Annotated in this window: 15 protein-coding genes; 6 read left to right on the top strand and 9 right to left on the bottom strand. The window is 64.8% G+C overall.

What is annotated here, in order from left to right; translation table 11 throughout:
* Positions 1 to 2 precede the first annotated feature (2 nt).
* The 3 genes from CNX70_RS12030 to CNX70_RS12020 all read left to right on the top strand — a co-directional run bounded on the left by CNX70_RS12030 (position 3) and on the right by CNX70_RS12020 (position 2,947).
* Positions 3 to 1,394 (top strand): LLM class flavin-dependent oxidoreductase, encoded by a 1,392-nt coding sequence (locus CNX70_RS12030; RefSeq protein WP_096234870.1) that lies wholly within the window; start codon positions 3 to 5, stop codon positions 1,392 to 1,394.
* A gap of 100 nt (positions 1,395 to 1,494) precedes the next feature.
* The gene (bla, locus tag CNX70_RS12025) at positions 1,495 to 2,394 is read left to right on the top strand and encodes a subclass B3 metallo-beta-lactamase (RefSeq protein WP_096234869.1); all 900 of its coding nucleotides are present in this window, start codon (positions 1,495 to 1,497) and stop codon (positions 2,392 to 2,394) included.
* A gap of 73 nt (positions 2,395 to 2,467) precedes the next feature.
* Positions 2,468 to 2,947 carry an META domain-containing protein gene (locus CNX70_RS12020; protein ID WP_096234868.1) on the top strand — a complete coding sequence of 160 codons (480 nt, stop codon included), beginning with the start codon at positions 2,468 to 2,470 and terminating at the stop codon, positions 2,945 to 2,947.
* Between the two features lie 82 nt (positions 2,948 to 3,029).
* On the opposite strand, the gene epsC is transcribed toward CNX70_RS12020, so the two are convergent.
* On the bottom strand, positions 3,030 to 3,980 hold the full coding sequence (gene epsC, locus CNX70_RS12015; protein WP_096234867.1) for a serine O-acetyltransferase EpsC: 951 nt from the start codon (positions 3,978 to 3,980) through the stop codon (positions 3,030 to 3,032).
* A 189-nt stretch (positions 3,981 to 4,169) separates the two neighbouring features.
* Here epsC and CNX70_RS12010 point away from each other — a divergent pair, with 189 nt between their 5' ends.
* A complete protein-coding gene (locus CNX70_RS12010) occupies positions 4,170 to 5,351 on the top strand; it encodes a multidrug effflux MFS transporter (RefSeq protein ID WP_096234866.1) in 1,182 nt (393 codons plus the stop codon).
* 80 nt (positions 5,352 to 5,431) lie between these two features.
* Here the strand turns inward: CNX70_RS12010 and CNX70_RS12005 are convergent, their stop codons facing one another.
* Together CNX70_RS12005 and CNX70_RS12000 are read right to left on the bottom strand one after the other, a co-directional pair.
* Positions 5,432 to 5,728, bottom strand: coding sequence for a hypothetical protein (locus tag CNX70_RS12005; protein WP_096234865.1), 297 nt, complete (start codon positions 5,726 to 5,728; stop codon positions 5,432 to 5,434).
* 80 nt (positions 5,729 to 5,808) lie between these two features.
* On the bottom strand, positions 5,809 to 6,249 hold the full coding sequence (locus CNX70_RS12000) for a carboxymuconolactone decarboxylase family protein (protein ID WP_096238411.1): 441 nt from the start codon (positions 6,247 to 6,249) through the stop codon (positions 5,809 to 5,811).
* Positions 6,250 to 6,353: 104 nt separating this feature from the next.
* Here CNX70_RS12000 and pdxR point away from each other — a divergent pair, with 104 nt between their 5' ends.
* Positions 6,354 to 7,826, top strand: a complete 1,473-nt coding sequence (gene pdxR / locus CNX70_RS11995; RefSeq protein WP_096234864.1) for a MocR-like pyridoxine biosynthesis transcription factor PdxR — start codon at positions 6,354 to 6,356, stop codon at positions 7,824 to 7,826.
* Here the strand turns inward: pdxR and CNX70_RS11990 are convergent.
* The 5 genes from CNX70_RS11990 to trxC form a co-directional block, all read right to left on the bottom strand.
* Entirely contained in the window at positions 7,795 to 8,385 is a 591-nt protein-coding gene (locus CNX70_RS11990; RefSeq protein ID WP_208624528.1) for a DUF1287 domain-containing protein, read from the bottom strand. The two genes, pdxR and CNX70_RS11990, sit on opposite strands and share 32 nt — an antisense overlap.
* Before the next feature lie 62 nt (positions 8,386 to 8,447).
* Positions 8,448 to 8,783, bottom strand: coding sequence for a DUF6616 family protein (locus CNX70_RS11985; protein ID WP_096234863.1), 336 nt, complete (start codon positions 8,781 to 8,783; stop codon positions 8,448 to 8,450).
* A gap of 24 nt (positions 8,784 to 8,807) precedes the next feature.
* Positions 8,808 to 9,554, bottom strand: a complete 747-nt coding sequence (locus CNX70_RS11980) for a HEAT repeat domain-containing protein (protein WP_096234862.1) — start codon at positions 9,552 to 9,554, stop codon at positions 8,808 to 8,810.
* Complete coding sequence (locus CNX70_RS11975; protein WP_208624560.1) at positions 9,551 to 10,060, bottom strand: MarR family winged helix-turn-helix transcriptional regulator; 510 nt, start codon at positions 10,058 to 10,060, stop codon at positions 9,551 to 9,553. The genes CNX70_RS11980 and CNX70_RS11975 overlap by 4 nt, the downstream gene beginning before the upstream one ends.
* A gap of 70 nt (positions 10,061 to 10,130) precedes the next feature.
* A complete protein-coding gene (gene trxC, locus CNX70_RS11970) occupies positions 10,131 to 10,583 on the bottom strand; it encodes a thioredoxin TrxC (RefSeq protein WP_096234860.1) in 453 nt (150 codons plus the stop codon).
* A gap of 130 nt (positions 10,584 to 10,713) precedes the next feature.
* Here trxC and CNX70_RS11965 point away from each other — a divergent pair, with 130 nt between their 5' ends.
* Complete coding sequence (locus CNX70_RS11965; protein WP_096234859.1) at positions 10,714 to 12,144, top strand: coniferyl aldehyde dehydrogenase; 1,431 nt, start codon at positions 10,714 to 10,716, stop codon at positions 12,142 to 12,144.
* Here the strand turns inward: CNX70_RS11965 and CNX70_RS11960 are convergent, their stop codons facing one another.
* On the bottom strand, positions 12,145 to 12,750 hold the full coding sequence (locus tag CNX70_RS11960) for a LysE/ArgO family amino acid transporter (RefSeq protein ID WP_096234858.1): 606 nt from the start codon (positions 12,748 to 12,750) through the stop codon (positions 12,145 to 12,147). It lies immediately after the preceding gene.
* Between the last annotated feature and the right edge of the window lie 20 nt (positions 12,751 to 12,770).

Raw genomic sequence — 12,770 nt, 5'->3', positions numbered from 1 at the left:
CCATGGCAAAGACGATACGCTTCAACGCCTTCCAGATGAATACCGTCGGCCACCAGTCGCCGGGACTGTGGACGCATGCGCGCGACAGCAGCCACCGCTACACCGATCCTGCGCACTGGACGGAACTGGCGCAGCTGCTGGAAGCGGGCCTGTTCGACGCGGTGTTCCTGGCCGACGTGCTGGGCGTGTATGACGTGTACCGGGGCAGCCTGGATGCGGCCCTGGAACACGGCGTGCAGGTGCCGCTGAACGACCCGCTGGCCCTCGTGCCCATCATGGCGCAAGCCACCACCCACCTGGGTTTCGGCGTCACCTGCGCCCTCACCTACGAGCATCCGTACACGTTCGCGCGGCGCATTTCCACCCTCGACCACCTGACGGGGGGACGCATCGGCTGGAATATCGTCACCGGCTATTTAGACAGCGCGGCGCGCAACCTGGGTTTGCAGCAGCAACTGGGTCACGACGAGCGCTACGACCTGGCCGACGAATATCTCGACGTCGTCTACAAGCTGTGGGAAAAAAGCTGGGACGACGACGCCGTCGTCAACGACAAGGCGCGCGGCATCTACGCCGATCCGGCCAAGGTACATCCGATCAACCATGCCGGGCGCCACTACCAGGTGCCCGGCATCCATTTGTGCGAGCCGTCGCCGCAGCGCACGCCCCTGCTGTACCAGGCGGGCACCTCGCCACGCGGCACGCGCTTCGCGGCGCGCCATGCGGAAGCGACGTTTGTCAGTGGCCCCAGCAAGACGGTAGTGAAACGCTATGCGGACGACTTGCGCGCCGCCGTGCGGCAAAGCGGGCGCGATGGCGATGCGCTACTGATCTACGCGCAGGCGCTGGTCATCACGGGCGCCACGCAAGAAGAGGCGCGCGCCAAGCACGCCGACTACCTGCGCCACGTGAATATCGAGGCGGCGCTGGTGCTGCTGTCGGGATGGACGGGCGTCGATTTCAGCCGCTACCCGCTCGACGCCACCATCGACTACATCGATTCCCCGGCCGGGCGCTCGGCGCTGGCGTCGTTCAGCCAGGCCGACCCGGACCGCACGTGGACGGTGCGCGAGGCGGCCGAATACATCGGCCTGGGCGGGCGCGGCCCGGTGCTGGTGGGCGATGCGCGCCAGGTGGCCGACCAGCTGGAAAGCTGGCTGGACGAAACGGGCATCGACGGCTTCAATCTGGCCTTCGCCGTGGCCCACGACAGCATGGCCGACGTGGTGACCCACATCGTGCCGGAACTGCAGCGGCGCGGCCGCTATCGCACCCATTACGAGGAAGGCAGCTTGCGCCACAAGGTCTTCGGCCAGGGCCCGCGCCTGCCCGCCGGCCACGCGGGCCGGCAGGTCAGCATCGCGTCCGGCAGCGCCACCCTGGCTGCGGCCTGAACACCCGCTTCGCCAGCAGCGATGCATGCAAGGATGCGTTTGCGTCCAGCTCCGTTCCGTGTCAGCATACGCCACCTTGGCAACACGGATAAGGATTGCAATGCCCCTCACTCTTACACGCGCGCTGGCACTGGCGCTGCTGGCAGGCCATGGCTCCCTGGCATTCTCGCAGGCGCCAGCCACGCCGCCGACGCCGGGCTGCGATGTCTGCGCCACCTGGAATGCGGACCAGGCGCCGTTCCGCATCTTCGGCAATACCTATTATGTGGGTGTGAAAGGCCTCAGTTCCGTGCTGGTGACGTCGCCGCAGGGCCACGTGCTGATCGATGGCGGCTTGCCGGAATCGGCACCCAAGATCATCGCCAGTATCGCCACCCTGGGTTTTCGCATCGAGGACGTCAAGCTGATACTCAATTCGCACGGCCACATCGACCATGCGGGCGGCCTGGCCGAACTGCAGCGGCGCAGCAATGCGCTGGTAGCCGCCAGCCCGTCGGCGGCGCTGGACCTGGCCTCGGGCGAAGTGGGTCCGGACGATCCGCAATACCACGCGCTGCCCAAGTACCCGCCCGTGAAGGACATGCGCCTGGCGCGCGACGGCGGCCATTTCGACGTCGGCCCCGTCAAGCTGACGGCGCATGCCACGCCGGGCCACACGCCCGGAGGCCTGAGCTGGACGTGGCAATCGTGCGACGGTCCCCGCTGCCTGAACATGGTCTACGCGGACAGCCTCAACGCCGTCTCGCGGCCCGGCTTCAAGTTCAGCGCCAGCAGCGAGTATCCGCACGCGGTGGCGGATTTGCGCCACAGCTTCGAGACCCTGGAAAAGCTGCCCTGCGACGTGCTCGTTTCGGCGCATCCGGAAGCGTCACAATTGTGGGAGCGGCTGGAAGCGAGCGCCACGGCCGGCAGCGATGCCTTCGTCGATCCGCAGGCCTGCCACGCCTATGTTGCGGCGGCGCGCACCTTGCTCGACGCGCGCCTGGAACAGGAGCGGTAGGCTTGTCAACCGTGCACGCTGGCGTGGCGCCAATCTGCTACGCTGGCGCCATTCATTTGAAGAAGGAAATGCCATGTTCACACTCGCCAGACTGATCCCCTTCGCCGCCATCGTCGCCATCACCGCCGGCTGTGCGCAAACGCCCGTGCGCAGCGACGCTGCCGCCGCCGCGCCAGGCGCCACCTCGCCCGCCAAGCCGGCGCCCAAGCTGACGGGCACGCCGTGGAAGCTGAAGGAATTGAAGGGCAAGCAAGTGGTGCGCAAGGCGCCTGAACAGCGCGATGTGACCCTGCTGCTGGCCGAAGGCCGCGCCAGTGGCCACAGCGGCTGCAACCAGATGATGGGCGGCTACACCAGCGATGGCGTCAGCACCTTGAACTTTGGGCAGCTGGCCGGCACCATGATGATGTGCCAGCCGCAGGACATGGACCTCGAACGCCTGCTGCTGACCACGCTGGGCGAAGTCAATGGCTACCGCTACGCCGACCAGGAATTGCTGCTGCTGAAAGATGGCGTGCCCGTGGCGCGCTATGAAGCGCTGACGGTGAAGTAAGCCCAAGCGCAAATACCGGGGTCGTACCCTGAGGGTACGACCCCAGTTTCTGCGCTGGGGTTCGTTGTCCCTTCCATACTTCTCAATCGTTGCGCATCTGCGCTTGCGATACATTGCTGTTCGCCGGCACGCTCTGCGTCAGCCACACATTTCCCCCGATGGTCGATCCCGCGCCGATGGTGATGCGCCCCAGCACCGTCGCGCCCGCGTAGATGACCACGTCGTCCTCGACGATGGGATGGCGCGGCGTGCCCTTGATCAGCGCGCCGCTTGCGTCAGCCGGAAACCGCTTGGCGCCCAGGGTGACGGCCTGGTACAGGCGCACCCGCTGGCCGATGATGGCCGTCTCGCCGATCACCACGCCCGTGCCGTGGTCGATGAAGAAGGACGCGCCGATGTGCGCGCCCGGGTGGATGTCGATACCCGTCAGCGTGTGCGCGATGTCGGCGATCAGACGCGCCAGGAACGGCGCACCCAGCGCATGCAGGCGGTGCGCGAGGCGGTGGTACAAAATGGCGATGGTGCCTGGATAGCACAGCATGATCTCGGCCACCGAGGTGGCGGCCGGGTCGCCCGCATAGGCGGCCTGCACGTCCGATACCAGCAAGGCGCGGATATCGGGCAGGCTGGCGGCAAACGCGCGCGTGATGTCGCGCGCCTGCTGCGCCAGGGCCGCATCGTCGCTGGCGCCGCCCTCATCACCGGCCGGTACGGCGTGAGCCGGAGCGGAGAACAGCAGGCCGCGCCGCACCTGCTCGCTGAGCCGGTTCAGGGTGGTGTTGAGCGTGTCGCCGACAAAATAGTCGATGCTTTCATCCGTCAGGTTGGGCCGCCCGTAATGCGTGGGAAACAGCGCTGCCGACAGGCCGTTGACGATGGTGGTCAGCGCTTCGCGCGACGGCAGTTCGCGCACCCTGCCGTTATGGCGAATCTTGTGCTTGTCTTCACGCGAGGTGCGCAAGGCCTGGATCACGGGCCCCAGGTTCCACTGGGCCGTGTCGTCGGCGGGCGCTGCGGGATAAATGCTGTGCATGGCGTATCACTTCCAGAAAAAGGCAAACAGGCCGGGTCGCCCCAGCTTAACGGCGCAGACAGGCAAAGCCAACGAAGAATTGCGAGCTTTGATATGCGAAAAACGCATATCGATGACCAACAAAGCCCGCGCCAAACCCGTTTCCAGTCACTAGCGTAAAATGACGGACTAACAAAAACACTCTTTAACATGACTAAATTATTAACCTGGATTTTGGCGGGCCTGGCGATGGTCGGACCGCTGGCAATTGACACATATCTGCCGTCTTTCCCCGCCATCGTGCAAGATTTCAATGCCAGCCCCCTGCTGGTGCAGCAGACCCTGAGCTTTTTCCTGTTCACGTTCGCCTTCATGATGCTGTTTTACGGCACCCTGTCCGATTCGTTCGGCCGCCGTCCCGTGATTCTCGTCTCGCTGGTCCTGTATGTGATCGCTTCCGTGGGCGCCGCGCTGGCGCCGTCGATGGGCTGGCTGCTGGCCTGGCGCGTGCTGCAGGGACTGGCGGCTGGCGCCGGTTCTGTCATCGGCCGCGCCATCGTGCAAGACCGCTATTCGGGCGCTGCCGCGCAAAAAATCCTTTCGCACATCATGATGGTGTTCGCGCTGGCGCCGGCCATCGCGCCCGTACTGGGCGGCTGGCTGCAGGTGGGCCTGGGCTGGCGGTCGATATTCTGGTTCCTCACGGCCTTCGGCGTGCTGATGTTCATCGTCGTCTGGCGCGCGCTGCCGGAAAGCCTGCCGAAGGAGCAGCGCCACGCCTTCCACCTGGGCGGCATCGCCGTCAATTACTGGAAAGTGCTGTGCCACCGCCAGTTCCTGCTGCTGTCGACGGCCATCGGCGCCGCCTTCGGCGGCTTCGCCCTGTACATCGGCTCGGCCGCCTACTTCATCATCAACATCCTGCATTTGCCGGAGACGGCGTTCGCCTGGCTGTTCATTCCCTTAATTAGCGGCATGGTGTTCGGTTCGGCCCTGTCGGCGAAAATCGCCCACCGCGCCAGCCAGCGCCAGATGATCTGGGCCGGCTTCATCCTGATGCTGGTCGCCGCTGCAGCCAACATCGGCTATAACTACTTCTTTGCCGCCGAAGTGCCGTGGGCCGTGCTGCCCCTGTTCTTCTACTCGTTCGCCCTGTCGATCGCCATGCCACCAATGACCCTGATGGCGCTGAACCACTTCCCCAACAACAGCGGCCTGGCCTCGTCGATGCAATCGTTCATTCAGATGCTGCTGTTCGCGCTGGTCTCGGGCCTGGTGGCGCCGCTGCTGTTCGACAGCGCGCTGAACCTGGCGTATGGCGTGATGGCGGGACTGCTGGTGAGTTTGGTTTGCTGGGTGTTTGCGCAGGGTAAAGCTGAAGCGTCGGATTAGCGCAGGGCGCGTAATCCGACACCATTGTTGGCGGTTCAAGTCGGATTACGCGCAAGCGCTAATCCGACCTACGGCCAAGATTACGGCCAAGGCGCTGGCGTCACATCGACATACTGCGCCCCGCCCTGCTCCGGTTCCGCTTCATTGTTCTGCGACGGCTGGTTCAACGACCCCGCCGGCGAACGCAAACTCAAAATCTCCTTGCGCGTCTCGACGAAGTCGGCAGAACTCAAGGGATGTTGCTGGTCGGGCCAGTGGCTGACGGCCCATTCCTGCAAGGTTTCAAAGCGCCGCCACAGTTCGGCGATGAATTCGCGGCGCGCCTCTTCCTCATGCTGCGGCGTCTTTTCGGCGCCTTCCCCGGTATGTACTTGCATGGCTGCTCCCTAGGATATCAATTGTATGATCAGCCTACGCAGGAACCAGTCATGCGTCTGTTCGCGAACGAACACTGGGTTTATTCGGGCATCTTGCGGAAGCCCACGGCCAGGCGGTTCCAGGTATTGATGGAGCCGATGGCCAGGGTGACGTTGACCATCTCCGCCGGCGTCAATTGCTGCGCCAGCGCCGCATACACGTCATCGGGCGCCTGGCTTTGCGGCAGCAGGGTCAGCGCTTCCGTCCAGGCCAGCACGGCCCGCTCGCGCACCGTAAAAAATGGCGTTTCGCGCCAGACGGACACGGCATACAGGCGGCGTTCCGTTTCGCCCGCCTTGCGCGCATCGCTCGTGTGCATGTCCACGCAAAAGGCGCAGCCATTGATTTGCGAGGCGCGCAGGCGGATCAGCTCGAGCAGCGAGTGTTCCACGCCCAGCTTGGCAATCGCCGCTTCCAGCGCGTACATGGCCTTGACGGCGTCGGGCGAAGCTTGTGTAAAATCGAGTCGTTGCTGTGTCATGATGCATTCCTTGATGGAGTAAAGATGCATCATTGTAAAAGCGCAAGAAGTTCGCGCGGCAGGCCAATCCTGCCGAAAAACGGCAGACCACCAACAGATACCCCATGGAATTACATATCCTGATCGACGGCAAGCGCGACCTGGGCGGCCAGCTGTACCGCCAGCTCAGCGCAGCCATCCGCTCGGGCCGCCTGACGGACGGGCAGCAATTGCCGCCTTCGCGCCTGCTGGCCAGCCAGCTGGGCTTGTCGCGCAAGACGGTGTCCGACGTGTATGACAAGCTCGGCTATGAAAAGCTGCTGGTCGGCAAGGTCGGCGTGGGCAGCTTCGTGCAGACGCCGCACGCCTCGCCGCAGCGCCGCCATGCCAGCACGCCGTTGGCCAGCGCGCAGCGCATCGCCCGCTGGGAAGCGACGCCCACGCCTTTGCGCAGCGCCAGCCAGGAAACGCCCGCGCGCTACGCCTTCATCGGCGGACGCGCCACGCCCGCACACTTCCCGCAAAGTGAATGGCGCGCCTGCATGCTGCACGCGCTGCGCCAGGATGGGCAGGCGCGCGGCCGCTATGGCCCCGTGGAAGGCTTGTCCGCCTTGCGCGCGGCGATTGCCGGCCATGCCGCCTTCAGCCGCGGCATCCATTGCACCGAGGAACAAGTGCTCGTCACCAGCGGCGCGCAGCAAGCCTTGCACTTGCTGGCGCTGACCCTGCTGGAGCCGGGCGACACGGTTGCCGTGGAAGAACCCGGCTACCCCGTGGCGCGCGCCATATTCGCCAGCCAGGGCGCGCGCGTGGTGGGCGTGGAAGTGGACGAGGATGGCCTTGTCGTCGCGCAAATTCCTGACGGCACGCGCTTGATCTATGTCACGCCCGCACATCAATTTCCGCTCGGTATGCCGATGAGCATGGCGCGCCGCCACGCCTTGCTGGAGCGTGCCCGGCAGTTGGGGGCCATCATCATCGAGGACGATTACGACAGCGCCTTCCGCTATGAAGGCCGGCCCGAGGATGCGCTGCAAAGCATGGACCGCTATGGCGTCGTGGCGCACGTGGGCAGCTTTTCCAAGATCATGCTGCCGGAGTTGCGGCTCGGCTATGTGGTGCTGCCGCAAGCCCTCGTGGCCGCCATGCAGACGGTGAAATACCTGAGCGATTGCCATACGGCCAGCTTGGGCCAGCATGCGCTGGCCAAGTTCATCGGCGACGGCCATTTGCTGCGCCACATACGCCGCTGCCACGACATCTATGCGGGGCGGCGCGAACGGCTGCAGCACTGGTTCAACGGCCCGTTGTCGCCGTGGTTCCGCCTGGTGCCGGCCAGCGCCGGCTTCCACGTGGCGGCGCTGGCGCAGGCGCCGCTCGATATCGCCGAATTGCTGCGCCGCGCGCGCCTGGCCGACATCAGCCTGTATGCGCTGGCCAGCTTTTACCATGGCCCCGCCCGCCATGAAGGCTTGTTCCTCGGCTATGGCGCCATCGACAAGCTCGATATCGACACGGCGCTGGCCATCGTGCTGGCGATCCTGCAAGACATGGCGCCCCTGCCACTCAGCGCGGTTGCCAGCGATAGTGCCCCGTAATCGGATAGCTGAATAAGATATTTTCCTCACGAGCGCCCTCGCCGATGTTGTGGATGATCAGCGGCACGCCGCTCCACGACTGCTTGTCGCTGACGATGCCGATATGCGTGAGGTTGCGCGGCAGGCGCCAGGTGACGATGTCGCCCGCGCGGTAAGCGTTCGCTTTCTTGCTTGGCGGCAGGCTGGTGCCGTGGCGGGCAAAGTAGGTGCCCAGGTTCGGTACGCGGCGGTGGTCGATATTGCGGTCCGGCCCCTTCATCTGCCAGCGTCCCTGCTGCTGGTACACCTGCCATGCCTTGCGCATGTCTTCGTGCACCAGCACCTGCAAATCCTGCCCCAGCTGGCGGTAAGCCCGAACGACCACGTCCGTGCACACACCCCGCTCCAGCGGCACGTCGCCACCCGGATAGGCCAGGCGTTCGTAGCGCGGATCGTACTGCACGGTCACGCCCACCTGCTTGCGGGCGGCGACAACGAGGGCTTGCGGGCTGGCAGGGACTGCCGACGCCAGCATGGGCGCCAGGGCAAGCATCAGGGTGAAAAACGGTTTGATGGGCATCAACGTCGGTGGTTGGATGAAAATGCCCACTGTACCGCAGCGGCAGGGAAAACGTCGGACGCTTAGACTGCGGCCAGCTGCGCCAGGTGCGCGGGGAAATCTACGGCCGGACCGGCCGCATTGACGGTGTCGAAATAATCGTGCCAGCCCGTGGCGGCGATACCGGCCAGCAAGGCATCCAGTGCAGCCTCGTCCGGGAAGCGCCAGACGGCATAAAATCGCTGGCAAGCCGCATGCAGCTTGCCGCCGTCGATGGCGCCCATGGCCAGCGCTTCGGCGCCGCTGCCGGACAAGGCCGCCATGCCGGCGCCCACCGTGGCGAAATACGCTTGGCGCGCGGCGCCATCGAGGGCCAGCCAGGCGGGTTTCGGGCTGTACAGTTCTAACAGGTAATGCATGGTTTCTCCTTCGGTGATGAATGATCAGGCCAGCGAGCGCTGGGCCCGCTTGCAGATGCGTGCCGTGGCGGCAACGGGGCTTTCCAGCAGCCATTGCGCGCACAGGCTGCGTACCCAGTCTGGCTGGCTCTTCGCAGCATCGTTGAGCCAGTTGGCCACGGAATCCTGCACGTAGATGGCCGGGTCGGCGCGCAGGGGCTGCAACAGGGGCAAGGCCAGCTGCGGCTGTTCTTTTAACCGGGCGATATGCGCGCACCACACGCCGCGCGGGCGCAGCGCTTCGCAGGCAAAGCGGCGCACTCTTTCCGACGGGTCCGCCGTCCACGGCGCCAGCAAGCGAATGGCCTCGTCAAGACTCGCCGCCAGATGCGGCCGCAGCGCCAGCCAGGCCCATTCGCGCACGCCAAAGTGGCCATCGTTGGCCAGCGGCCGCATGGCGTCCAGCTGTTGCGGCAAGGACCAGCCAGCCTGGGCGGCGACGACAAAGCAAGCCCAGCCACGTACCGTGTCGGATGGATGCGCTTGCAGCACAGCCGGGTCGGCATCGGCTTCCAGCAGCAATTGCGCCGCCAATGCCATGCGTTTGGTGATGCCCGCTGCGGCCTGCGCGCGCATCCGCTCCAGCCGGGCGGCACCGATGTCGGGTACGGCTGCAGCCAGCAGCTGGGCAAAATCGATGGCCAGCCCTTCCGTCAGGGTGGCGCTGGCCGCGCTGCCCCCATTCAGCAGGGCCAGCCGTGCGGGAGCGATATCGGCGACGCCACGGCTCATGCAGAACCTCGGTCCGTCTTGCGCCAGGCTTTTTCCAGCAGTCCACTCAATAATTGCATCTCGTCCGGCGTGAAATCGGCAAACAGGCTGGCGATCCATTGCGCATGTTCGTCGACCAGGGTGGCAGCGGCAGCTTCTCCCTTGGCGCTCAGGCGCACCAGCAGCTTGCGCCGGTCGACCTGGTCCGCGTGGCGCGCCAGGAAACCATCGCGCTCCAGGCCGTCGAGCAAGCCCGTGATGGTGCCGCGCGTCACGCCTGCCCGCTCGGCCAGCGCGTGCGGCGAGAGTCCGTCGGGCACGTCGCGCAGCAAGGACAGCAAGACGAACTTGCCTTCCGACAAGCCATGCCTGCCCAGGCGCGTGGCGCAATCGCCATCGATGGCGGACGCCAGGCCCAGCACTTCAAAGCACAGGCGCAAGCGCGCCGTGGACTGTGTCATGTCGAGACCGCTGGCGCGGCGCTGCACCTCACCCAGCAGGGCCGTGTATTTCTGTTCGAGCTTTATCATATGGCACAATATAATATGGCACCATATTAAATGTCAAATGAAAACCAGTGATGGTTTGCCTAGCGGCTCACAGGCGGGCTTTGTCCCTGGCCCAGGCGACGATGGCCTGCGCATCGATGGCGCCCGGCTGGCGCGCCACTTCCACGCCGCGCAAAAACAGGGCCAGGGTGGGAATGCTGCGGATATTGAAACGGCTGCCCAGGTCTGGCGACGCTTCCGTATTGACCTTGACGACACGAAATGCCGGCTCCAGTGTCCTGGCGGCTTGCACATAGAATGGCGCCATGCTGCGGCACGGACCGCACCAGGGTGCCCAGAAATCCACCAGCACGGGAATGTCGCTGCGTTCGATATGCTTGAGGAAACGGGCGCTGGCCAGGTCCACGGGCTGGCCCGTAAACAAATCTTTCTGGCACTTGCCGCAAGTGGGCTGTTCAATCAAGCGGGCGGCCGGCAGGCGGTTGACGGCGTCGCAATGGGGGCACACGATGTGCAGGGAGTCTGGCGTGGTCGGGGTCATGGCATTCCTGGAAAGGGTAGCGTACAGTTGCCGGACATTTTACGGCGTATCGTGCGGCGGCGCTTGTCTGCATAGTCCGCTATAGTGCGCTGGAACGGCGCGCGTATTGCCCGGCCAGCCAAGGAGAAACATGCCTGATGTCGCAAACAACATGGAGCTGAAGAACGCCGAGCTGGCTGCAGCCCTGGCCGTGCAGCGTGCCGCCTGCCTGGTCCACCCCGTACCCACGTTCGCCGAGCGCAAACGCGACCTGCAAACCTTGCAGCGCTTCATCCGCGAGCATAAAGACGCGCTATGCGAGGCGATCAGCGCCGATTATGGCAACCGCTCCCGGCACGAAACCTTGCTGGCGGAGATATTCCCCGCCATCGACGGGATCGATCACGTACTGAAACAGTTGAAAAAATGGATGAAGCCGCAGCGCCGCAGCGTGGACTGGCGCACCTTCCTTGGCGCCCGCAACCGCGTACTGCCCCAGCCGCTGGGCGTGGTGGGCGTCATCGTGCCGTGGAATTTCCCCGTCAACCTGAGCCTGGTGCCTTTGACCTACATCTTCGCCGCCGGCAACCGCGCCATGGTCAAGATGGGCGAGAATTCGCGCCACCTGGCGCAACTCTTGATCGAGAAGATGCCCGCCTACTTCCCGCCGGAAAAATTACAGTTTTTCGACGAGACGGGCGGCGTGGGCATCGCTTTTTCACAACTGCCGTTCGACCACCTGCTGTTTACGGGTTCCGGCCAGACGGGCCGCGCCGTCATGGCGGCGGCCGCGCGCAATCTGTGCCCCGTCACCCTGGAGCTGGGCGGCAAGGCGCCGGCCATCGTCTGCGCCGATTTCGATGTGCGTACGGCAGCCGAACGCATTTTGTTTGTCAAATACCTCAACGCGGGGCAAATCTGCACCAGCGTCGACCACGCCTGGCTACCCGAGGCCAGCATCGCCGCCTTCGTCGAACACGCGCGCCAGATCGTGCCCATGCGCTACCCGCGGCTGGACACGCCCGACTATACGTCCATCATTGACGAGGCCGCCTTTGAGCGCCTGCTGCAGGCGCTCGACGAAGCGCGGCAACGGGGCGCACAAGTCATTCCCCTACTACCGGGGCCTGCATACGACCGGGCCACGCGCAAGATCGCGCCGCACATCGTGCTCGATGCCCCCGCAGACAGCCTGCTGCTGACGCGGGAAATCTTTGGCCCCATCCTGCCGCTGCGCGGCTATACAGATCTGAACACGGTGATCGACAGCATCAACGCGGGGCCGCGCCCGCTGGCCATCTATCCGTTCAGCAACCAGGCAGCTACCGTACAGCTGCTGATCGATACGGTGATGTCGGGCGGCGTGTCCGTCAACGACGCCCTGTACCATGTGGGCCAGCACGATCTGCCCTTCGGCGGCGTGGGCGAGTCCGGCATGGGCCACTACCACGGCGTGGAAGGCTTTCACACCTTCAGCAAGCTGCGCCCCGTGTTCTATCAGGCGCGCTACAGCGCGTTGAAACTGCTGTGGCCGCCGTATGGCAAGCTGGCCAGCCGCGTATTGAACTTCCTGACCCGCTGATTACAGGAACAGCGAGGCGGCGATGGCCCACATGACGAGGGCGATGATGCCGTCGAGCACGCGCCAGGCCATGGGCTTGGCAAACACGGGCGCCAGGTAGCGGGCGCCAAAGCCCAGCAGGAAGAACCACAGGGCCGAAGCCATGATGGCGCCACCGGCGAAGTAGAAGCGCCCCACGCCTTCATGCTGGCCGCCGATCGAACCGAGCAAAATCACCGTGTCGAGGAAAGCGTGCGGGTTCAGCAGGCTGAACGCCAATGCCGCGCCGATCACGGCCCAGTAGCCTTCAGGCGACTTGGCCGCCGACACCGCCATGGCCGTTGGACGCCAGGCCGACTTGGCCGCGCGCAAGCCGTAGGCGATCAGGAACGTGGCGCCACCAGCCTTGGCCCACAGCAGAAAGTTGGGATTGTCGGCAATGAACGTGCCCATGCCGGCCACGCCGGCCGTGATCAGGATGGCGTCGCACAGCAAACACACGAGTATGCAGGTGAGCACGTAATGGCGCTTCAGCCCCTGCTTGAGCAAGAATGCGTTTTGCGTGCCAATGGCCACGATCAGGCTCGCTCCGAGCCCCATGCCTTTCAAGAAAATTGCGCTGTCCATATCGATTCCTTTGTATTGCT

Source organism: Janthinobacterium svalbardense, from assembly GCF_002327145.1.
Lineage (GTDB): Bacteria > Pseudomonadota > Gammaproteobacteria > Burkholderiales > Burkholderiaceae_D > Janthinobacterium > Janthinobacterium tructae.
Note: the sequence above shows the minus strand (reverse complement) of the source record. Positions and strands in the feature narration are given on the sequence as shown.